At 72.4% G+C, this 19,490-nt stretch carries 15 protein-coding genes and 1 pseudogene; 7 read left to right on the top strand and 9 right to left on the bottom strand.

The features are described 5' to 3' along the window. Positions 1 to 43 precede the first annotated feature (43 nt). On the top strand, positions 44 to 1,912 hold the full coding sequence (lepA, locus tag ABEB13_RS14725) for a translation elongation factor 4 (protein ID WP_345705887.1): 1,869 nt from the start codon (positions 44 to 46) through the stop codon (positions 1,910 to 1,912). Positions 1,913 to 2,080: 168 nt separating this feature from the next. Here the strand turns inward: lepA and ABEB13_RS14720 are convergent, their stop codons facing one another. The 5 genes and pseudogenes from ABEB13_RS14720 to ABEB13_RS14700 form a co-directional block, all read right to left on the bottom strand. Next, positions 2,081 to 3,166: an NAD(P)/FAD-dependent oxidoreductase gene (locus tag ABEB13_RS14720; RefSeq protein ID WP_345705886.1), complete on the bottom strand. Its 1,086-nt coding sequence runs from the start codon at positions 3,164 to 3,166 to the stop codon at positions 2,081 to 2,083. Between the two features lie 83 nt (positions 3,167 to 3,249). Beyond that, the gene (sigJ, locus tag ABEB13_RS14715) at positions 3,250 to 4,143 is read right to left on the bottom strand and encodes an RNA polymerase sigma factor SigJ (protein WP_345705885.1); all 894 of its coding nucleotides are present in this window, start codon (positions 4,141 to 4,143) and stop codon (positions 3,250 to 3,252) included. 28 nt (positions 4,144 to 4,171) lie between these two features. Next, positions 4,172 to 4,705 (bottom strand): hypothetical protein, encoded by a 534-nt coding sequence (locus ABEB13_RS14710; RefSeq protein WP_345705884.1) that lies wholly within the window; start codon positions 4,703 to 4,705, stop codon positions 4,172 to 4,174. Positions 4,706 to 4,810: 105 nt separating this feature from the next. Beyond that, a pseudogene (locus tag ABEB13_RS14705) lies at positions 4,811 to 6,708 on the bottom strand (ABC transporter ATP-binding protein). Positions 6,709 to 6,788: 80 nt separating this feature from the next. Next, the gene (locus tag ABEB13_RS14700; RefSeq protein ID WP_345709669.1) at positions 6,789 to 8,522 is read right to left on the bottom strand and encodes an ABC transporter ATP-binding protein; all 1,734 of its coding nucleotides are present in this window, start codon (positions 8,520 to 8,522) and stop codon (positions 6,789 to 6,791) included. Between the two features lie 277 nt (positions 8,523 to 8,799). On the opposite strand from ABEB13_RS14700, the gene ABEB13_RS14695 reads away from it, so the two are divergent. From ABEB13_RS14695 to ABEB13_RS14685, 3 genes are all read left to right on the top strand, one after another. Further along, on the top strand, positions 8,800 to 10,698 hold the full coding sequence (locus ABEB13_RS14695; RefSeq protein ID WP_345705883.1) for an AMP-dependent synthetase/ligase: 1,899 nt from the start codon (positions 8,800 to 8,802) through the stop codon (positions 10,696 to 10,698). A 67-nt stretch (positions 10,699 to 10,765) separates the two neighbouring features. Continuing rightward, positions 10,766 to 11,995: a radical SAM family heme chaperone HemW gene (hemW, locus tag ABEB13_RS14690; protein WP_345705882.1), complete on the top strand. Its 1,230-nt coding sequence runs from the start codon at positions 10,766 to 10,768 to the stop codon at positions 11,993 to 11,995. A gap of 132 nt (positions 11,996 to 12,127) precedes the next feature. Further along, positions 12,128 to 12,628 (top strand): Uma2 family endonuclease, encoded by a 501-nt coding sequence (locus ABEB13_RS14685; protein WP_345705881.1) that lies wholly within the window; start codon positions 12,128 to 12,130, stop codon positions 12,626 to 12,628. Here ABEB13_RS14685 and ABEB13_RS14680 read toward each other — a convergent pair. The 4 genes from ABEB13_RS14680 to htpX form a co-directional block, all read right to left on the bottom strand. Then, complete coding sequence (locus tag ABEB13_RS14680) at positions 12,600 to 13,427, bottom strand: DUF3097 domain-containing protein (protein WP_345705880.1); 828 nt, start codon at positions 13,425 to 13,427, stop codon at positions 12,600 to 12,602. The genes ABEB13_RS14685 and ABEB13_RS14680 overlap by 29 nt on opposite strands. A 64-nt stretch (positions 13,428 to 13,491) precedes the next feature. Then, on the bottom strand, positions 13,492 to 14,241 hold the full coding sequence (locus tag ABEB13_RS14675) for a DUF2785 domain-containing protein (RefSeq protein WP_345705879.1): 750 nt from the start codon (positions 14,239 to 14,241) through the stop codon (positions 13,492 to 13,494). Positions 14,242 to 14,271: 30 nt separating this feature from the next. Further along, complete coding sequence (pspAB, locus tag ABEB13_RS14670) at positions 14,272 to 14,856, bottom strand: PspA-associated protein PspAB (protein ID WP_345705878.1); 585 nt, start codon at positions 14,854 to 14,856, stop codon at positions 14,272 to 14,274. A gap of 23 nt (positions 14,857 to 14,879) precedes the next feature. Then, the gene (gene htpX, locus ABEB13_RS14665; RefSeq protein ID WP_345705877.1) at positions 14,880 to 15,800 is read right to left on the bottom strand and encodes a zinc metalloprotease HtpX; all 921 of its coding nucleotides are present in this window, start codon (positions 15,798 to 15,800) and stop codon (positions 14,880 to 14,882) included. A gap of 222 nt (positions 15,801 to 16,022) precedes the next feature. Between htpX and hrcA the strand changes: the two genes are divergently transcribed. The 3 genes from hrcA to ABEB13_RS14650 all read left to right on the top strand — a co-directional run bounded on the left by hrcA (position 16,023) and on the right by ABEB13_RS14650 (position 19,388). Further along, positions 16,023 to 17,111 carry a heat-inducible transcriptional repressor HrcA gene (gene hrcA / locus ABEB13_RS14660; protein WP_345705876.1) on the top strand — a complete coding sequence of 363 codons (1,089 nt, stop codon included), beginning with the start codon at positions 16,023 to 16,025 and terminating at the stop codon, positions 17,109 to 17,111. A gap of 66 nt (positions 17,112 to 17,177) precedes the next feature. Next, on the top strand, positions 17,178 to 18,317 hold the full coding sequence (gene dnaJ / locus ABEB13_RS14655) for a molecular chaperone DnaJ (RefSeq protein WP_100890314.1): 1,140 nt from the start codon (positions 17,178 to 17,180) through the stop codon (positions 18,315 to 18,317). A gap of 321 nt (positions 18,318 to 18,638) precedes the next feature. Beyond that, positions 18,639 to 19,388 carry a 16S rRNA (uracil(1498)-N(3))-methyltransferase gene (locus tag ABEB13_RS14650; protein WP_345705875.1) on the top strand — a complete coding sequence of 250 codons (750 nt, stop codon included), beginning with the start codon at positions 18,639 to 18,641 and terminating at the stop codon, positions 19,386 to 19,388. Positions 19,389 to 19,490: the final 102 nt, after the last annotated feature.

The raw sequence follows: 19,490 nt of genomic DNA, 5'->3' as shown, positions 1-19,490 counted from the left end.
CCGGACACCCCGGCCCCCGGACCACACGGAGAATCGGACCAAGGTGCCCGCGACCCCCAGCAATGTGCCAGAGCCCAGCCGGACCGACCCGGCGGTGATCCGCAACTTCTGCATCATCGCCCACATCGACCACGGCAAGTCGACGCTCGCCGACCGGATGCTGCAGATCACGGGCGTCGTCGACCCCCGGCAGATGCGCGCCCAGTACCTCGACCGCATGGACATCGAGCGCGAGCGCGGCATCACCATCAAGTCGCAGGCCGTGCGCCTCCCGTGGGCGCCGACGACCGGTGCGGGCGCCGGCACCACCCACATCCTCAACATGATCGACACCCCGGGCCACGTCGACTTCACCTATGAGGTGTCCCGCTCGCTCGCCGCGTGCGAGGGCACGATCCTCGTGGTCGACGCCGCGCAGGGCATCGAGGCGCAGACCCTCGCCAACCTCTACCTGGCGCTGGAGAACGACCTCACGATCATCCCGGTCCTCAACAAGATCGACCTGCCGGCCGCCCAGCCGGAGAAGTACGCCGCCGAGCTCGCGCACATCATCGGCTGCGACCCGGAGGACGTGCTCAAGGTCAGCGCCAAGAGCGGCCTCGGCGTGCCGGAGCTGCTCGACCACGTGGTCGAGCGGATCCCGGCGCCGGTCGGCGTCAAGGACGCCCCCGCCCGCGCGATGATCTTCGACTCGGTGTACGACTCCTACCGCGGCGTCGTCACCTACGTCCGTGTCGTCGACGGCCAGCTCACCAAGCGCGAGCGGATCGCGATGATGTCGACCGGCGCCACCCACGAGCTGCTGGAGATCGGTGTCATCTCGCCGGAGCCGAAGGTCGCCGACGGCCTGGGCGTCGGCGAGGTGGGCTACATCATCACCGGCGTGAAGGACGTCCGGCAGTCCAAGGTCGGTGACACCATCACCTCGATGCACAAGGGTGCGACCGAGGCGCTGGGCGGCTACAAGGACCCGCGTCCGATGGTGTTCTCCGGCCTGTACCCGCTGGACGGCTCGGACTACCCGCTGCTGCGCGACGCCCTGGACAAGCTGCGCCTCAACGACGCCGCCCTGGTGTACGAGCCGGAGACCTCGGTCGCGCTCGGCTTCGGCTACCGCTGCGGCTTCCTCGGGCTGCTCCACCTGGAGATCATCCGGGAGCGGCTGGAGCGCGAGTTCAACCTCGACCTGATCTCCACCGCCCCGAACGTGATCTACCGGGTGGTGATGGAGGACGGTACCGAGCACACCGTCACCAACCCGAGCGAGTTCCCGACCGGCAAGATCGCCGAGGTCCACGAGCCCGTGGTGAAGGGCACCATCCTGGCGCCGAACGAGTTCGTCGGCGCGATCATGGAGCTCTGCCAGGCCCGGCGCGGCAACCTCCAGGGCATGGACTACCTCTCCGAGGACCGCGTGGAGCTGCGCTACACGCTGCCGCTCGCGGAGATCGTCTTCGACTTCTTCGACCACCTGAAGTCCAAGACCCGCGGCTACGGCTCCTTCGACTACGAGCCGATCGGCGAGCAGACGGCCGACCTCGTCAAGGTCGACATCCTGCTGCACGGCGACGCGGTGGACGCGTTCTCCGCGATCGTGCACAAGGACAAGGCCTACAACTACGGCGTGATGATGGCCGGCAAGCTGCAGAAGCTGATCCCGCGCCAGCAGTTCGAGGTGCCGATCCAGGCGGCCATCGGCTCGCGCGTCATCGCCCGTGAGACCGTCCGCGCCATCCGCAAGGACGTCCTCGCCAAGTGCTACGGCGGTGACATCTCCCGCAAGCGGAAGCTGCTGGAGAAGCAGAAGGAAGGCAAGAAGCGGATGAAGATGGTCGGCCGGGTCGAGGTCCCGCAGGAGGCCTTCATCGCCGCGCTCTCCACCGACGCCGAGGCGCCGAAGGAGAAGAAGTAGCCCTAGCCGTACGGGCGCCTCGCCGAGGGCCGCCGCACCGGACACCCGGGGCGGCGGCCCTCCGTCGTCCGCCCCGGCCGCGAACCGGGGCCCACCCCCCGTTGTCCGGGGCCCGCGCCCGCACCCGCCGGCCGGGGCCCGCTGCCGCCGGCCGTGGGCCCGGCGGCGTCAGCGCAGCGACATCACCACGCCGTTGACGATCGCCGCCTTGGCGAGCCGCCCGCCGAACCCGGTCAGCGCCGCCGTCCGCATCGAGTCGTCACCGTGGATCAGTTGCAGCAGCCCGTCCTTGCGGCCCAGGCTCAGGCACTGCGCGACGTACCGGTAGGCGAAGGGCTCCGCCGTCCGCCCGGAGAGCAGCCGGCCCGTGTAGCGGCCCATCGGCAGGGCGGTCGCGCACGCCATCCGCAGCCGGCCGACGCCGGGGACGTCGACGGCGGCCGCGTCGCCGATCACGTGGACCTCGGGATGCGAGGTCGAGCGCAGCCGGTCGTCGACCAGGGCCCGGCCGTCCGGGTCGACCGCCAGTCCTGCTTCGGCGGCCAGCGGGTACGGCTCCATCGACGCGGCCCACACCACCAGGTCCGCCGGGACGCGCCCGTCCGCGGTCAGCAGCCCGTCCGGCTCGACGCCGGTGACGTCCGTGTGCTCCCGCAGGTGCACCCCGAGCCGGTCGAGGGCGGCCAGCACGTGGGCCCGGCCGCGGTCGGAGAACCAGCCGCCGACCCGGCCGGCGGTGACGAGCTCGACCTGCCACGCGGGGTGGGCCTCGGCGAGTTCCGCGGCCATCTCGATGCCGGTGGCCCCGCCGCCGACGACGGCGATCGTGCCCGGCGCGGCCGCTCCGGCGATCCGCTGCCGCAGCTCGGCGGCGCGCTCGGCGGGGTAGCCGTGCTCGGCGGCGCCTGGCACGCCGTGGAAGGCGGTGCGGCTCCCCAGCGCGTACACCAGGGTGTCGTACGCGACGACCTCGCCGCTGTCCAGGACGACCTTGCGCGCGTTCAGGTCCAGTGCGGTGGCCCGGGCCTGGTGGTGGGTCACCCGGCGACCGCGCAGGACGTGGTCGATGGCGGGCCGGCGTCCGGGCCGACCGGCCGCGGTCTCGTGCTGCCGGACGCGGTGCAGGAAGTGCGTCTCGGGGGCGATCAGGGTCACCCGGTGGCGCCGGCCGATCCCGGTGGCGGCGGACAGCCCGGCGTACCCGGCCCCCAGGACGACGATGTGCCTCTGCTCGGTGTGCTGCTGCGCGGTCATCTCCGGTCACTCCTCCGATGCGGTGCTGCACGCTGTTCGGAAGGGGGACGGGACACCCCGCCGGAGTGTGACCGTGACCCCGGTCACAGGGCCGGCGGCGCCACGTGGGTGAGCTTCTGCGGGTTGACCACGATGTACGCCTCGGTGATCAGGCCGTCGGCGACGGTGAACGCCATCACGCCGCCGACCTGCCCGTCGGCGGCGTGGAACACCAGCCCGGGCTCGCCGTTGACCGTCGCCTCGACGGCCGAGGCACCCGGGGTCCACCACTTGGCGACCAGCCCGGCGACCAGCCGGGAGACCCGGTCGGCGCCGAGGATCGGCCGGACACCGGCGCTGACCACGCCCCCGCCGTCCGAGTGCCAGACCACGTCCGGGTCGAGCACCGCCAGCAGGCCCTGGATGTCGCCGTTGGCGCTGGCGGCGGCGAAGGCGCTGACGGCCTGCCGGTGCTCGACCGGGTCGACGGTGCCCCGGCGGGCGGCCCCGCCCCGAACCCGCCGGCGGGCGCGGGAGGCCAGCTGCCGGGCCGCCTCGGGGGTCCGCTCCAGGGTGGTGGCGATCTCCTCGAAGCCGACGGCGAAGACGTCGTGCAGGACGAAGGCGGCGCGTTCGGCGGGGGTGAGGTGCTCCATCAGGGCCAGCACCGCGAGCGAGACCGACTCGCCCTGTTCGGCGCGTTCGGCGGGGGAGTCCTCGGCGGAGACCAGCGGTTCGGGCAGCCACTCGCCGTAGTACGCCTCGCGGCGGACCCGGGCGGAGCCGAGCTGGTCGTAGCAGAGCCGGGTGACGACCGTGGTGAGGTACGCCCGGGGGTCGTCGACCGTGCCGTGGTCGACGGCCTGCCAGCGCAGCCAGGCCTCCTGGAGCACGTCCTGCGCATCGGTGAGCGAGCCGAGCAGCCGGTAGGCCACCGCGCCGAGGTAGCGGCGCTGGGACTCGAAGGCGTCCAGGGCGGCGGTGTCGGTCTCGGTCACCGTTTCACAGTAGCGCGCGGACGTGCGGTCAGGAGCGCCGGGACGCCTGCCCGGTGACGATCGGCAGCACCTCCGGTGCGTGGTGCTGCAGGGCCTCGCGCAGCCGGTCCCCGTCCACGGTGAAGGCGGCGCCGAGGGTCCGCTGCACGGTCGGCGCGGCGCGCCGGCGGATCCGGACGGCCGGTGCGGCCGTGTCCCGGATCTCGACCGCGGCCACCTCGGCCCAGGGCACGTGGACGGGGCGCCCGAGGTACCGGACGGGAGTGCCCAGCAGGATGCCGTCGGGGCCGATCCGCAGGGCGACCCGATGCGCGGTGGCGATGCCCGCAAGCAGGGCGGCGCTCAGCCCGGAGCCGATGGCCGCCACGGCGTAGCAGACCGCCGTCAGCGTGTCGGGGGCATCCAGGAGGAGCTTTCCCAGCGCGGCGGCGCCGAACAGCCCGGCGCCGGCCGCCGTACCCGCCGCGCCGCGGGTCCAGCCGTAGCGGCATTCGTACGAATCGTCGGCGGACGGATCGTCGGTGGACGGTGTGTCGGCGGACGGTGTGTCGGACGGGACCATGAGGGCGAGTCTCGCACCGGCGCCGTCGTCCGGACAGACCGGAGGGGAGGCCCGTTGCTGCGGGACCTCCCCTCGGGGCGGTGGGCCGGTGACGGCCGGCCGGGGTCAGTCGACCTCGGCGACCGCCTGGGCGAACTGCGCCTGGTAGAGGCGGTGGTAGGCGCCCTCGGCGGTGATCAGGTCGTCGTGCGAGCCCTGCTCGACGATCGCGCCGTTCTCCATCACCAGGATCAGGTCGGCGTCCCGGATGGTGGAGAGGCGGTGGGCGATGACGAAGCTGGTCCGGCCGGTCCGCAGCCGGGCCATCGCGCGCTGGATCAGCACCTCGGTGCGGGTGTCGACCGAGCTCGTCGCCTCGTCGAGGACGAGGATCGACGGCTGGGCGAGGAAGGCCCGGGCGATGGTGATCAGCTGCTTCTCGCCGGCGCTGACACCGGTGCCCTCGTCGTCGATGACGGTGTCGTAGCCGTCGGGCAGGGTACGGACGAACCGGTCGACGTGCGCGGCCTTGGCGGCCTCGACCACCTGCTCGCGGGTGGCGCCGTCGGCGCCGTACGCGATGTTGTCGGCGATGGTGCCGCCGAACAGCCAGGTGTCCTGGAGCACCATGCCGATGTTGGCCCGCAGCTCCTCGCGGGACATGGCGGCGATGTCGACCCCGTCGAGGTTGATCCGGCCGCCGCTGACCTCGTAGAACCGCATCAGCAGGTTGACCAGGGTGGTCTTGCCGGCGCCGGTCGGGCCGACGATGGCGACCGTCTGGCCCGGTTCGACCTTGAGCGAGAGGCCCTCGATGAGCGGCTTCTCCAGTTCGTACCGGAAGGCGACGTCCTCGAACGAGACCCGGCCGGCGATCTCCGCGGGGCGCTCCGGCATGGCCGGTTCGGCGCTCTGCTCGGGGGCGTCCAGGAGCTCGAAGACCCGCTCGGCGGAGGCGACGCCGGACTGCACCAGGTTCGCCATCGAGGCGACCTGGGTGAGCGGCTGGCTGAACTGCCGGGAGTACTGGATGAACGCCTGGACGTCACCGATGGACAGCGCACCGCTGGCCACCCGCAGGCCGCCGACGACGGCGACCAGCACGTAGTTCAGGTTGCCGATCAGCATCATCGCGGGCTGGATGATGCCCGAGATGAACTGGGCGCGGAAGCTGGACGCGGCGAGCGCCTCGTTCTCCTTGCGGAAGATCTCCGCGGCCTCCTGCTGGCGGCCGAAGACCTTCACCAGGGCGTGGCCGGTGTACATCTCCTCGATGTGGGCGTTGAGCGCGCCGGTCGTCCGCCACTGGGCGACGAACTGCGGCTGGGCCCGCTTGCCGACCTTGGTCGCGACGACGACCGAGAGCGGCACCGAGATGAGCGCGATGACGGCCAGCAGCGGCGAGATCCAGAACATCATGGCCAGCACGCCGACGATAGTGAGCAGGAGTTCACCACCTGGCCCATGGTCTGCTGCATGGACTGGCCGATGTTGTCGATGTCGTTGGTGACCCGGCTGAGCACCTCGCCGCGCGGCTGCTTGTCGAAGTAGCTGAGCGGCAGCCGGGCGATCTTGGACTCGACGTCCTGGCGCAGCCGGTAGACGGTGCGCTGGATGGCGGTGGTGGCCAGCCGGCCCTGGATGATGCCGAACACCGCGGACGCGACGTAGATCGCCAGCACCCAGAGCAGCACGGTGCCGATGGCGTCGAAGTCCATCCCCTGGCCGGGGGTGAAGTCGGTGGCGGAGACGAGGTCCGCCAGCTTCGAACCGCCGGCCTGCCGTGCCTGCTCGACGGCCTGGGCCTTGGTGGCGGCGTGCGGGAACTGCTTGCCCATCACTCCGGCGACGATCAGGTCGGTCGCGTTGCCGAGGATCTTGGGGCCGGTGACGGCACAGCCGATGCTGAGCGTACCGAGGGCCAGGACGCCGGCCAGCAGCTTGCGCTGCGGCCGCATCAGGGAGAGCAGCCGCTTGCCGGAGCCCTTGAAGTCCATGGACTTCTCGGCGCCCTGGCCGCCCATGAACCGGCCGGGGCCGGCCGGGCCGCGGCGGGCGGCGGCCTCCTGGGAGGCGCTGGCCTTGGCCGGCTTGCCGGGGGTGGTCACGCCGCCTCCTGTTCGGTGAGCTGGGAGAGGACGATCTCCCGGTAGGTCGGGTTGTCGGCCATGAGTTCCTGGTGGGTGCCGCTGCCGACGACGGCGCCTTCGTCGAGCACGATGATCCGGTCGGCGTCGCGGATGGTGGACACCCGCTGGGCGACGATGACCACGGTGGCGTCGGCGGTCTCGGCGGCCAGCGCCCGGCGCAGGGCGGCGTCGGTCGCGTAGTCCAGGGCCGAGAAGGAGTCGTCGAAGAGGTAGATCTCGGGCTTGCGCACCAGGGCGCGGGCGATGGCCAGGCGCTGGCGCTGGCCGCCGGAGACGTTGGAGCCGCCCTGGGCGATGGGGGCGTCGAGGCCCTCGGGGAGCTTCTCGACGAACTCCTTGGCCTGGGCGGTGGCGAGGGCGTGCCAGAGCTCCTCGTCGGTGGCGTTCGGCCGGCCGTAGCGCAGGTTGCTGGCGACGGTGCCGGAGAACAGGTACGGCTTCTGGGGGACGAGCCCGATCACGTCGGAGAGCGCGGCGGCCTCGATGTCGCGGACGTCGACGCCGTTGACCAGGACCTGGCCCGCGGTGCTGTCGATCAGCCGGGGCACCAGACTGAGCAGGGTGGTCTTGCCCGCGCCGGTGGAGCCGATGACGGCGGTGGTCTCGCCGGGCCGGGCGACGATGTCGATGCCGCGCAGCACCGGCACCTCGGCGCCGGGGTAGCGGAACTCGACGTCGCGCAGCTCCAGGCGGCCGTGGCCCTGCAGCTCGGTGACGGGCGCGGTGGGCGGGACGATGCTGGAGTCGGTGTCCAGCACCTCCTGGATGCGCTCGGCGCAGACCTCGGCGCGCGGCACCATCATGAACATGAAGGTGGCCATCATGACGCTCATGAGGATCTGCATGAGGTAGGAGAGGAAGGCCGTCAGCGCGCCGATCTGCATCCCGCCGCTGTCGATGCGGTGGGCGCCGAACCAGAGCACGGCGATGCTGGAGATGTTCACCACCGACATGACGGCGGGGAACATGAACGCCATCAGCCGGCCGACCCGCAGCGAGACGTCGGCGAGCTCGCCGTTGGCCCCGGCGAAGCGGTCCTGCTCGTGGCCGTCCTTGACGAAGGCGCGGATCACCCGGATGCCGGTGATCTGCTCGCGCAGGATCCGGTTGACGCCGTCGATCCGCTGCTGCATGCCGCGGAACTGCGGGCGCAGCCGGCGGATGAGCAGCACCACGACGATGCCGAGCAGCGGGACGACGGCGAGCAGGAGGGCGGAGAGCGGGACGTCCTGGTTGAGCGCCATGATGATGCCGCCGACGCACATGATGGGTGCGGCCACCATGAGCGTGAAGGCCATCAGCACCAGCATCTGGACCTGCTGGACGTCGTTGGTGGTGCGGGTGATCAGGGAGGGCGCGCCGAACTGGCCGAGCTCCCGCGCGGAGAAGCTCTGCACCCGGTCGAAGACGGTGGCGCGGATGTCCCGGCCGACCGCCATGGCGGTTCGGGCGCCGTAGTACACGGCGCCGATCGAGCACACGGCCTGGGCCAGCGAGACGGCGACCATGGCGCCGCCGATCTGCAGGATGTAGCCGGTGTCGCCCTTGATCACGCCGTTGTCGATGATGTCGGCGTTCAGCGTGGGCAGGTAGAGGGCACCGATCGTCGAGATGAGCTGGAGGAGGACCAGCAGGAGGATCGGTTGGCGATAGGGCCCGAGGTGGGCCCGCAACAGTCTGATCAGCACCGTGACACTCTCGTCGTCCACGAGGATGTGCGCATCCTCATTTGGGTCTACTCACGACTGGGTAATTCGTGCTAGGCCTGCCCCAGTCGCCAGGGCGGGTCGAGCTTGCACTGCTGGTCCGTGGAGGTGTCAGCTGGACAGACCCCCTTACGGAACGGCCTGTGACCCCCTAGGCTGCTGCCTGGTTCTTGTTACTCACCGGTTAACAAGGTGCGTCGTCCGGTCGCCCCCACGGCCACATCCCTCTCTCGGCCACCCGCCCCCTCGGAGGTCCTCGTTGAGTTCCGTGCAGTCCATGATCGAGCGGCGTCCGCCCTCCGTGGCCCACCTCTTCCTCAGCAGGGTAAAGGCCACACCCGACGGTGAGGCCTACCGCTACCCGGTTCCGGTCGACGAGCATGCCGCGGACGGTGCTCCCGGCGCGGAGCAGTGGCGCTCGCTGACCTGGGCCCAGACCGCCGAGCGGGTCCGGGCGGTCGCCGCGGGCCTGATGTCGCTCGGTATCGAGGCCGAGGACCGCGTCGCGATCTCCGCCACCACCCGGGTCGAGTGGATCATCGCCGACCTGGGGAACATGTGCGCCGGTGCCGCCACCACCACCGTGTACCCCAGCACCAATGCCGCCGAAACGGCCTTCATCCTCGCCAACTCGGGCAGCCGAGCGCTCTTCGCCGAGAACGCCGCCCAGCTGGCCAAGGCGGTGGCCGAGAAGGCCCAGCTGCCCGCCCTGGAGACCGTCGTCCTGTTCGACGACGCGGACGGCCTGCCGGAGGCCGAGGGCCTGACCGTCCTCACCCTGGCCGAGCTGGAGGAGCGCGGCACCGCCTACCTGGTGGACCACCCGGACGCCGTCGACAAGGCCGTCGACGCCCTGGCGCCCGAGCAGCTCGCCACCCTGATCTACACCTCCGGCACCACCGGCCGCCCCAAGGGCGTGCGGCTGGTGCACGACTGCTGGGCGTACGAGGCGGTGGCCCAGGAGGAGAGCGGGCTGCTGCGCGCCGACGACGTGCAGTTCATGTGGCTGCCGCTGTCGCACGTGTTCGGCAAGACGCTGATCTCCGGCCAGATCGCCACCGGCCACGTGATGGCCGTCGACGGCCGGGTGGACCGCATCATCCACAACCTGCCGGCGATCCGGCCCACCCTGATGGCCTCCGCCCCGCGGATCTTCGAGAAGGTCTACAACGGCATCGCCGGCAAGGCCCGGGCCGAGGGCGGCGCCAAGTACAAGATCTTCCTGTGGGCCGCGCGGGTCGCCCGCGCCTACGCGCACACCACCCAGGCCAGCCAGATCGCCACCGGCACGGCGAGCGCCCCGCTCGGGCTCAGGCTGCAGCACGCGGTCGCCGACAAGCTGGTGTACGCCAAGATCCGCGCCGCGTTCGGCGGCCGGATGCGCGGCTCGGTCTCCGGCAGTGCCGCGCTCGCCCCCGAGATCGGCTTCTTCTTCATGGGGGCCGGCGTCCCGATCCTGGAGGGCTACGGCCTCACCGAGACCTCGGCCGGCTCCACTGTCAACCGCGACGGCCACGTCCGGGTCGGCACCGTCGGCCTGCCGCTGCCCGGCACCGAGGTCCGGATCGCCGAGGACGGCGAGATCCTGCTGCGCGGCCCCGGCGTGATGCGCGGCTACCACGACATGCCCGAGCAGACCGCCGAGGTCCTGGAGAGCGACGGCTGGTTCCACACCGGCGACATCGGCGAGCTCGACAAGGACGGCTACCTGCGGATCACCGACCGCAAGAAGGACATGTTCAAGACCTCCGGCGGCAAGTACGTCGCACCCAGCGAGGTCGAGGGCAAGTTCAAGGCGATCTGCCCGTTCGTGAGCAACATCCTGGTCATCGGCAACCAGCGCAACTTCTGCACCGCGCTGATCGGCCTGGACGAGACGGTGATCATGCCGTGGGCCGCCGAGCACGGCCTGGCGGGCAAGAGCTACGCCGAGGTCGTCGCGGCCCCGGAGACCCACCAGCTGATCGAGGGCTTCGTCAAGCGCCTCAACGGCGAGCTCCAGCGCTGGCAGACGATCAAGAAGTTCACCCTGCTGCCGCGCGACCTCGACATCGAGCACGGCGAGCTGACCCCGAGCCTCAAGATCAAGCGCCCGGTCGTCGAGCGGACGTACGCCGACGCCATCACCGGCATGTACGCCGGCGCCAACGAGGCATAGCGGGGGCCCGGCCCGCCCCTCCCGTACGGCCGGCGTCCCACCGCCGGCCGTACGGGACAATGGGGGCATGCCCTCCGCACTCCCCGACGGCGAACCCGTGCCGTCCGACGGTTCGCTGCCCGCCCACGCCCTGGCCGGGCTCGGCACGCGTCCGTTCGGTTTCTACGTCCACGTGCCGTACTGCGCCAGCCGCTGCGGCTACTGCGACTTCAACACCTACACCGCCACCGAGCTGCGCGCCTCGGGCGCGGTGGCGTCGCAGGAGACGTACGCCGACAACCTGATCGCCGAGATCCGGCACGCCCGGACGGTGCTCGGGGAGGCCGATCTGCCCGTCGAGACGGTCTTCCTCGGCGGCGGCACCCCCACCCTGCTGCCGGCCCGCGACCTCGTCCGGATGCTCGGCGCGATCCGCGACGAGTTCGGTCTGGCCGACGGGGCCGAGGTCACCACCGAGGCCAACCCGGAGTCCGTCGGGCCCGCCTACCTGGCCGAGCTGCGCGATGGCGGCTACAACCGGATCTCGTTCGGCATGCAGTCGGCCCGCCGCCACGTGCTCCAGGTCCTCGACCGCCACCACACGCCCGGCCGCCCCGAGGCCTGCGTCGCCGAGGCCCGCGCCGCCGGCTTCGACCACGTCAACCTCGACCTCATCTACGGCACCCCCGGCGAGTCCGACGACGACTGGCGGGCCTCCCTGGACGCCGCGATCGGTGCCGCGCCCGACCACGTCTCCGCCTACTCGCTGATCGTCGAGGACGGCACCCGGCTCGCCGCCCGGGTCAAGCGCGGCGAACTGCCGATGATCGACGACGACGTGCACGCCGACCGCTACCTGATCGCCGAGCAGGCCCTGAGCGCGGCCGGCTACGCCTGGTACGAGGTCTCCAACTGGGCGACCACCGACGCCGGGCGCTGCCGCCACAACGAGCTGTACTGGACGGGCGCCGACTGGTGGGGCGCCGGCCCCGGCGCGCACAGCCACGTCGGCGGCGTCCGCTGGTGGAACGCCAAGCACCCCGCCGCCTACGCCCAGGCCCTCGCCGAGGGCCGCACCCCGGCGCTCGGCCGCGAGATCCTCGCCGAGGAGGACCGCCGGGTCGAGCGCATCCTGCTGGAGCTCCGCCTGGTCGACGGCTGCCCCCTGGAGCTGCTGACCGACACCGGCCGCAAGGCCGCCGCCCGCGCCCTGGAGGACGGCCTGCTCGACCCCGCCGCCCACGCCGCCGGCCGGGCCGCACTGACCCTGCGCGGCCGCCTCCTCGCCGACGCCGTCGTGCGTGACCTCGTCGACTGACGGCCGTTACCTTGGCAGCAGCCGTCCGAGGGAGTGAGCGATGACTGCGATCGACGACCGGGTCAGCGAGATCTACGAGAATCTCGAGGTCCCGGAAGGGTTCAAGGCCGAGCTCATTCGGGGGAAATCGTGATGACGGCGGGGCCGGACATGGTCCACAACGTGATCGTCGCCTCGATCCAGCACCAAGTCCCGTACGGGCAGTGGCGCGCTCTGACGACCCAGGACCTCACCATCCCGGGGGAGCCCAGCGAGCCCCAGCCCGATCTGGTGGTCTTCGAACGCGGGGCCGTCCAGGAGATGGGGCGGCTCCTGCCGTCGGGTGCCGTCACCCTGGTCGTCGAGGTGGTCTCCAAGACCAGTGCCGACCGCGACCACCGCACCAAGCGCGGGATGTACGCCGCGGGCGGCATCCCCGCCTACCTGATCGTCGACCCGCTCCAGGGCGAGTGCACCCTCCTGACCGAGCCGACCGAGGAGAACGCCAAGGGCCTGCCGGACTACCTGTCCGCCAGGACCAGCCGGTTCGGCGCCCCCGTCCCGCTGGACGTCCTGGGCGTCTCCCTCGACACCTCCGAGTTCCAGGTGTTCGACCGACCGCCGCTCACTCCGGCTGCGTCACGAAGTCGATGAGCTCCTCGACCCGGCCGAGCAGGGCCGGGTCGAGGTCGCGGTAGGAGTTCACCGAGGCGAGGATCCGCCTCCAGGCCGCGGGCGGGTCGGCGGGCCAGCCCAGCCGGCGGCAGACGCCCTCCTTCCAGACCTCCCCGCGCGGCACCTCGGGCCAGCCCGGGATGCCGACGGCGGCGGGCTTCACGGCCTGCCAGACGTCGATGTACGGGTGGCCGACGACCAGCACCGAGTCGCCCGTCACCCGGGCCGCGATCCGGTGCTCCTTGGTGCCGGGCAGCAGGTGGTCGACCAGCACCCCGAGCCGCCGCCCCGGGCCGGGACCGAACTCCGCGACGATCGCCGGCAGGTCGTCCACGCCCTCCAGGTACTCCACGACCACGCCCTCGATCCGCAGGTCGTCGCCCCACACCCGCTCGACCAGCTCGGCGTCGTGCCGGCCCTCGACGTAGATCCGCGACTCCCGGGCCACCCGGGCCCGGGCGCCGGGCACCGCGACGGAGCCGGAGGCGGTCAGCCCGGGCGTGCGGGCAGGTGCCGGGCCGGACGGCCGGACGAGGGTCACCACCCGGCCCTCCAGCAGGAACCCGCGCGGCACCATCGGGAACACCCGGTGCTTGCCGAAGCGGTCCTCCAGGGTGACGGTGAGCCCCTCCGCGGTCTTCTCGCAGCGCACCACCGCCCCGCAGAAGCCGGTGGCCGCCTCCTCCACCACGAGATCCCGCTCGGCGGCCACCTCCGGCGCCGGCTCCTGCCGCTTCCACGGCGGGGTCAGGTCGGGGCCGTACTCCCTGCTGCGCATGGACGAAATCCTAGGGCGTGTCCGCTCCGACGCGGGCTCATCCCTCATCCGGCGTACGGCGAGTTCATCGCCAGGACGGCGGCGACCCGCTCGCGCACGGCCGCCGCGTGCCGCAGCGGCACCGCCTCCCCTGCCACCGCCCGGGCCGCACACCGCGGTCCGCGAGCAGGTAGAGCACCCGCAGCGTCCGCATGGTGTTCGAGGCGTACGGGGGGACGGGCCCGGGCTCCGCCGCCGCGAAGTCGGCGGCGACCGGATCCAGCCACTCCAGCGACTGCTGCTCGGTCAGCTCCGCGCGGGTCAGCACCACGGCCAGCGCGAAGCCGAGCCGGTCGTCCTCCATCGCGTCGAACAGGTGGCCCGTGGGGGTGAGCAGCCGGGCGCAGCCGGTGGCCAGCAGCGGCGCAGGGTCGACCTGCGGGCAGCGGCCGAGCGCGGCCAGCAGGTCGGCGCCGTGCGCGACGGCGTGCAGCCAGCCGAGCTCCTCGTCGTGCCCGCGCAGGTCGCGCTCGCCGAGGTACCAGTCGGTGAAGGCGGCCGTCCAGGCCGGGTCGTGGTCGCCGCAGCCGACGATCCTGGCCAGCACCAGCGGCGCGAACGTCCGCGCCTGGATCTCCGGGTCGGTGAACCGCTCGGCCATCCGGTCGCCGAGCGCCCGCCGCCGCTCCGGGGCCAGCAGCGGCACCCAGCGGGCCAGCTGGGTGTACGCCTGCTCGTCGCGCACCACCGGGTCGGGCGAGCGCAGGGCGGCGACCGCCTCGTCGAGCAGCGCGGGCGAGGGGGCGGTCGCGGCGGTGTCCGTCCGGTCGGTCATCCGACGACCCTAGGGCTCCGCCGCGTCCGGCTACAGCCCCGGGGCTCCCCAGACCGGGAACCAGCGGCTGAGGTCCTGTTCCAGCCGGAGGTCGTCGCCGAGCATCGCCTTGATCTGGAGCTCGACCGGGCTGTTGCGCTTCTCGCCGCCGCCGGGCATCGGGGCGAACGGGTAGAACGTCCCGCGCTTGTAGAGGTACACCAGGCCGAGCGACTGCCCGGCGTCGTTGCGGAAGCCGACGATCGAGCAGAGCAGCTGCGGGCCGAAGCCGTTGGCCTCCAGCTCGCTGTTGACCGCGTGCAGGTCGTTGACCAGGTCGGGCAGCTCCTCGGGGGTGTGCCGGGCGAGCAGCCAGGAGTAGCCGTACCCGTCCTGGGAGCCCTCCACCGGTGCGCCGCCGCGGTCGGTGTCGGCGTCCAGCAGTGCCCTGACCTGCCGCTGGACCTCGTCGAAGGCACCGCCCTCGACGGCGGCGAAGCAGACCGAGCCGAGGCCGGTCGGGCGGTACCCGGCCGCCGCCTCCAGGGTGAGGGCGGCGGACGGGATGCCGAACAGCTGGTCGAGGTCGGGCTTGACCGGCTTGCTGCGGCCCAGCAAGGCGTCCAGGAATCCCACGGAGAGTCCTCTCGGCGGCCGGTTCAGTGGCCGAGTTCGTTGGAGATCTTCGCCAGCTGGGCCAGCCGCTGCTCCAGCGTCGGGTGGGTGGAGAACAGCTGGGCGGCCGTCTCCCGGGCGCTCAGCGCGGGGGCGAAGTAGAAGGCGTTGTAGGGCTGGGAGCGGCGCAGGTCCTCGGAGGGGATGGCCGCGATCTGCCCGGTGACCTTGGTGAGGGCGGAGGCCAGCGCGCTGGGCCGGCCGGTGAGCTGGGCGGCGGCCCGGTCGGCGGCGAGCTCGCGGTAGCGCGAGAGCAGCCGGGTGAGCAGGAAGCTCAGCGCGTAGACGACCATGCTGGCCAGCGGGATGACGATCATCGCGATGGCGGTGTTCGGGTCGTTGCTGTTGCGGTTGTTGCCGTAGAAGCCGCCGTAGAAGGCGATCCGGGTCATCGCGCCGGCCAGGACGCCGAGGAAGCCCGCGATGGTCATCACGGCGACGTCCCGGTGGGCGACGTGGGAGAGCTCGTGGGCGAGGACGCCCTCCAGCTCCTCCGGCTCCAGCCGGCGCAGCAGCCCGGTGGTGACGCAGACCACGGCGTTGTCCGGGTTGCGCCCGGTGGCGAAGGCGTTGGGCATGTCGTTGTCGGCGACCGCCACCCGCGGTTTGGGCATGTCCGCCAGGGCACAGAGCCGGTCGACGGTGCCGTGCAGCTGCGGGTACTGCTCGGGGCTCACCGCGTGGGCGCCCATCGCCCGCTCGGTGATCTTGTCGCTGAACCAGAACTGGGCCACGAACAGCCCGCCGGAGATCAGCACGATGATCGGCCAAGCGCCGCGCAACAGGGCGATCAGCAGCCCGGTGAAGCCGACGTAGACCAGGCCGATGAGGAACATGGTGGTGACCATCCGACCGGTCAGACCCCGGTCGGGTGCGAATCGGGAGTGCTGCCGTGACGCCGACATCGCTGCTCCTTCGGTAGCTCGCTCGCCTTCGATGCTGCCACCCGCCGCCCGATGCGGCACCGTCCGCCACGACGCGATCGGTCGAGGATCACGTGGGCGGCCCGTTCCTGCCGCCGGAGGTGGGCCTTACACTGGCAGGTACGGTTCTGGCACTCTGCCATCCAGAGTGCCAGACACCGGACGGCTACCGACTCAACGGACGACGACGGAGGTGCGTGCCCCATGGCCGGCGAGCGCAAGGCCGACGACGGCAGGGCAGACGCCCGCCTGGTCGACACCCGTTCCACCGTCCGGCCGCTGGACGAGCGGCGGCTCGCCGTGCTGCGGGCCATCGTCCAGGACTACGTGGGCACCGAGGAGCCGGTCGGCTCCAAGGCCCTGGTCGAGCGGCACAACCTCGGCGTCTCCCCGGCCACCGTCCGCAACGACATGGCGGCGCTGGAGGAGGACGGCTTCATCCACCAGCCGCACACCAGCGCCGGCCGGATCCCCACCGACAAGGGCTACCGGCTGTTCGTCGACCGGCTGGCCGAGGTCAAGCCGATGACGCCGCCCGAGCGCCGGGCGATCCGGCACTTCCTGGAGGCGGCGGTCGACCTCGACGACGTGGTGGCCCGCACCGTCCGGCTGCTCGCGCAGCTGACCCGGCAGGTCGCCGTCGTCCAGTACCCGTCGCTGACCCGGTCCACCGTGCGGCACGTCGAGCTGGTCGCGCTCGGCCCGGCGAAGGTGATGCTGGTGCTGATCACCAACACCGGCCGGGTGGAGCAGCGGATGGTCGACTGCCCGGGCACGGTCGGCGAGAACCTCCTGGCGGACCTGCGGGCCCGGCTGAACGCCCGGGCCGGCGGCCGGCGGCTGCCGGACGTCCCGGAGCTGCTGGAGGACCTGCCCGCCACCTTCGAGGCCGGCGACCGCCCGGCCGTTGCCACCGTCCTGGCGACCCTCTTCGAGACGCTCGCCGAGCAGAACGAGGAGCGGATCATGCTGGCCGGCACGGCCAACCTGACCCGCTTCGGCCACGACTTCCCGCTCACCATCCAGCCGGTCCTGGAGGCCCTGGAGGAGCAGGTCGTGCTGCTCCGCCTGCTGGGTGAGACCGCGGAGTCCGCGATGACGGTCAGAATCGGCCGGGAGAACGACTACGAGGGTCTCAATTCCACGTCGGTCGTCTCCGTCGGTTACGGTTCGGGCGACCAGAGCGTGGCAAAGCTGGGAGTGATCGGTCCGACCCGGATGGATTACCCGGGCACAATGGGGGCGGTGCGAGCGGTGGCACGGTACGTGGGTCAGATCCTGGCCGAGTCGTAGAGCAGCCCGCGCCCGGCGCGGACCCAGTCGCAAGCACTTCTAGAGGCGGAACAAGCGGAGCATTTGGTGGCCACGGACTACTACGCGGTACTCGGCGTCCGACGGGATGCGGGGCAGGACGAGATCAAGAAGGCGTTCCGGCGCCTCGCGCGTGAACTGCACCCGGACGTCAACCCGGACCCGAAGACCCAGGAGCGGTTCAAGGAGATCAACGCCGCTTACGAGGTGCTCTCGGACCCGGCCAAGCGCCAGGTCTACGACCTCGGCGGCGACCCGCTCTCCCCGAACGGCGGAGGCGGCGGCGCGGGCGGCTTCGGCGCGGCCGGGTTCGGCTTCTCCGACATCATGGACGCGTTCTTCGGCGCGGCGGGCGGCCAGCGCGGCCCGCGCTCGCGGACCCGGCGCGGCCAGGACGCGATGATCCGCCTGGAGATCACCCTGGAGGAGGCCACCTTCGGCACCACCAAGGAACTCCAGGTCGACACCGCCGTCACCTGCACCACCTGCAGCGGTGAGGGCGCCGCCCCCGGCACCTCCGCGCAGACCTGCGACATGTGCCGCGGCAAGGGCGAGGTCTCCCAGGTCACCCGGTCCTTCCTGGGCCAGGTCATGACCTCCCGCCCCTGCCCGCAGTGCCAGGGCTTCGGCACCGTCGTGCCCACCCCCTGCCCGGAGTGCGCCGGCGACGGCCGGGTCCGCGCCCGCCGCACCTTGACCGTCAAGATCCCCGCCGGTGTCGACAACGGCACCCGGATCCAGCTCGCCGGCGAGGGCGAGGTCGGCCCCGGCGGCGGCCCGGCCGGCGACCTGTACGTCGAGATCGCCGAGATCGCCCACCCGACGTTCCAGCGCCGCGGCGACGACCTGCACTGCACCGTCACCATCCCGATGACCGCGGCCTCGCTCGGCACCCAGGTGCCGCTGCAGACCCTCGACGGGATGGAGGAGGTCGACATCCGGCCCGGCACGCAGTCCGGCCAGTCGATCCCGCTGCACGGCCGCGGCATCACCCACCTGCGCGGCGGCGGCCGGGGCGACCTGATAGTGCATGTCGAGGTGCAGACGCCCACCAAGCTCGACCCCGAGCAGGAGGACCTGCTGCGCCGGCTGGCCGTGCTGCGCGGCGAGGAGCGGCCCTCCGGGCAGTTCGCACCCGGCCAGCAGGGGCTGTTCTCCCGCCTCAAGGACGCCTTCAACGGCCGCTAGGGCTTGTCTGACAATTCCCGCCGCGCGCGCGACGCCGGATCATCCTCCCCCAGCCTTCGGCCGGGAGGAGCCCCCACCTGGACGTCCCGCCGCATCGGCCAAGTACGTCCAGTACGAGGCCGACACGGCGGCACGCCCAGCCGGGCGCGCATTGGGGGTACCTCCCGGCCGGAGGCCGGGGAGCCGCGCGCTGATGCGACGCGAATTGTCGGACAAGCCCTAGGCCACCCAGGCCGTCATCGGCGGACGGGGGCGCCGCGGGGATCCCGCAGCGCCCCCGTCCGCCGTCCCCGTGCCCGCACCCGGAAGGACACCCCCACCATGACCGCGCCCGTCTTCGTCGTCGAGAGCGCCCTGCTGGCCGGCGCCGCGCCGGGTGCCGTGCTGCGGCTGGACGGGCCCGAGGGGCGGCACGCCGCCGCGGTGAAGCGGCTCGCGCCCGGCGAGGCCGTCACCCTCGCCGACGGCCTCGGCCACGGCGTGGACGGCACGGTGAGCGCCGTGCACGGCAAGGACGCGCTCGACATCGCGGTCGTCGCCGTCCGCGAGGAGCCGGCCCCCGCCCCGCGGATCACCGTCGTCCAGGCGCTCCCGAAGGGCGACCGCGGCGAGGTCGCGGTGGAGACCATGACCGAGGTCGGCGTGGACGCGGTGATCCCCTGGGCCGCCTCCCGCTGCATCACCCAGTGGAAGGGCGAGCGCGGCGCCAAGGCGCTCGCCAAGTGGCGGGCGACCGCCCGCGAGGCCGGCAAGCAGTCCCGCCGGCTGCGGTTCCCCGAGATCCACGACCTCGTGACGACCCGTCAGCTCCTCCCGCTGCTCGGGGCCGCCGCGCTGGCCGCGGTGCTGCACGAGGACGGGGCCGCGCCGCTCGCCGCCGCCCCGCTGCCCGACAGCGGCGACATCGTCCTCGTGGTCGGCCCGGAGGGCGGCGTCTCCCCGGAGGAGCTCGCCGCGTTCGCCGGGGCGGGCGCCCTCCCGTACCGGCTCGGCCCGTCGGTGCTCCGCACCTCCACCGCGGGGGTCGCGGCCGGCGCCCTGCTGCTCGGCCGCACCGGCCGCTGGTCCTGACCCGGTCCTGATCCGGTTCCGCGCCTGTCCGGTCCGGCGGCCGGTCCCCGCCCGGTCGTACGGACCCGAACCCGTTGCGGCGGTCGTGCGGAAACCCCCTGC

It is taken from the genome of Kitasatospora paranensis (assembly GCF_039544005.1).
Taxonomy (GTDB): Bacteria; Actinomycetota; Actinomycetes; order Streptomycetales; family Streptomycetaceae; genus Kitasatospora; species Kitasatospora paranensis.
This window is presented reverse-complemented; position numbering and strand designations above follow the sequence as displayed.

Excerpts from the sequence above, each read along its gene's own strand:
- ABEB13_RS14720 (WP_345705886.1), bottom strand. The coding sequence starts at position 3,166 with ATGACCGCGCAGCAGCACACCGAGCAGAGGCACATCGTCGTCCTGGGG.
- ABEB13_RS14710 (WP_345705884.1), bottom strand. The coding sequence starts at position 4,705 with ATGGTCCCGTCCGACACACCGTCCGCCGACACACCGTCCACCGACGAT.
- hemW (WP_345705882.1), top strand. The coding sequence starts at position 10,766 with ATGCCCTCCGCACTCCCCGACGGCGAACCCGTGCCGTCCGACGGTTCG.
- ABEB13_RS14685 (WP_345705881.1), top strand. The coding sequence starts at position 12,128 with ATGACGGCGGGGCCGGACATGGTCCACAACGTGATCGTCGCCTCGATC.
- ABEB13_RS14680 (WP_345705880.1), bottom strand. The coding sequence starts at position 13,427 with ATGCGCAGCAGGGAGTACGGCCCCGACCTGACCCCGCCGTGGAAGCGG.
- ABEB13_RS14675 (WP_345705879.1), bottom strand. The coding sequence starts at position 14,241 with ATGACCGACCGGACGGACACCGCCGCGACCGCCCCCTCGCCCGCGCTG.
- htpX (WP_345705877.1), bottom strand. The coding sequence starts at position 15,800 with ATGTCGGCGTCACGGCAGCACTCCCGATTCGCACCCGACCGGGGTCTG.
- hrcA (WP_345705876.1), top strand. The coding sequence starts at position 16,023 with ATGGCCGGCGAGCGCAAGGCCGACGACGGCAGGGCAGACGCCCGCCTG.
- ABEB13_RS14650 (WP_345705875.1), top strand. The coding sequence starts at position 18,639 with ATGACCGCGCCCGTCTTCGTCGTCGAGAGCGCCCTGCTGGCCGGCGCC.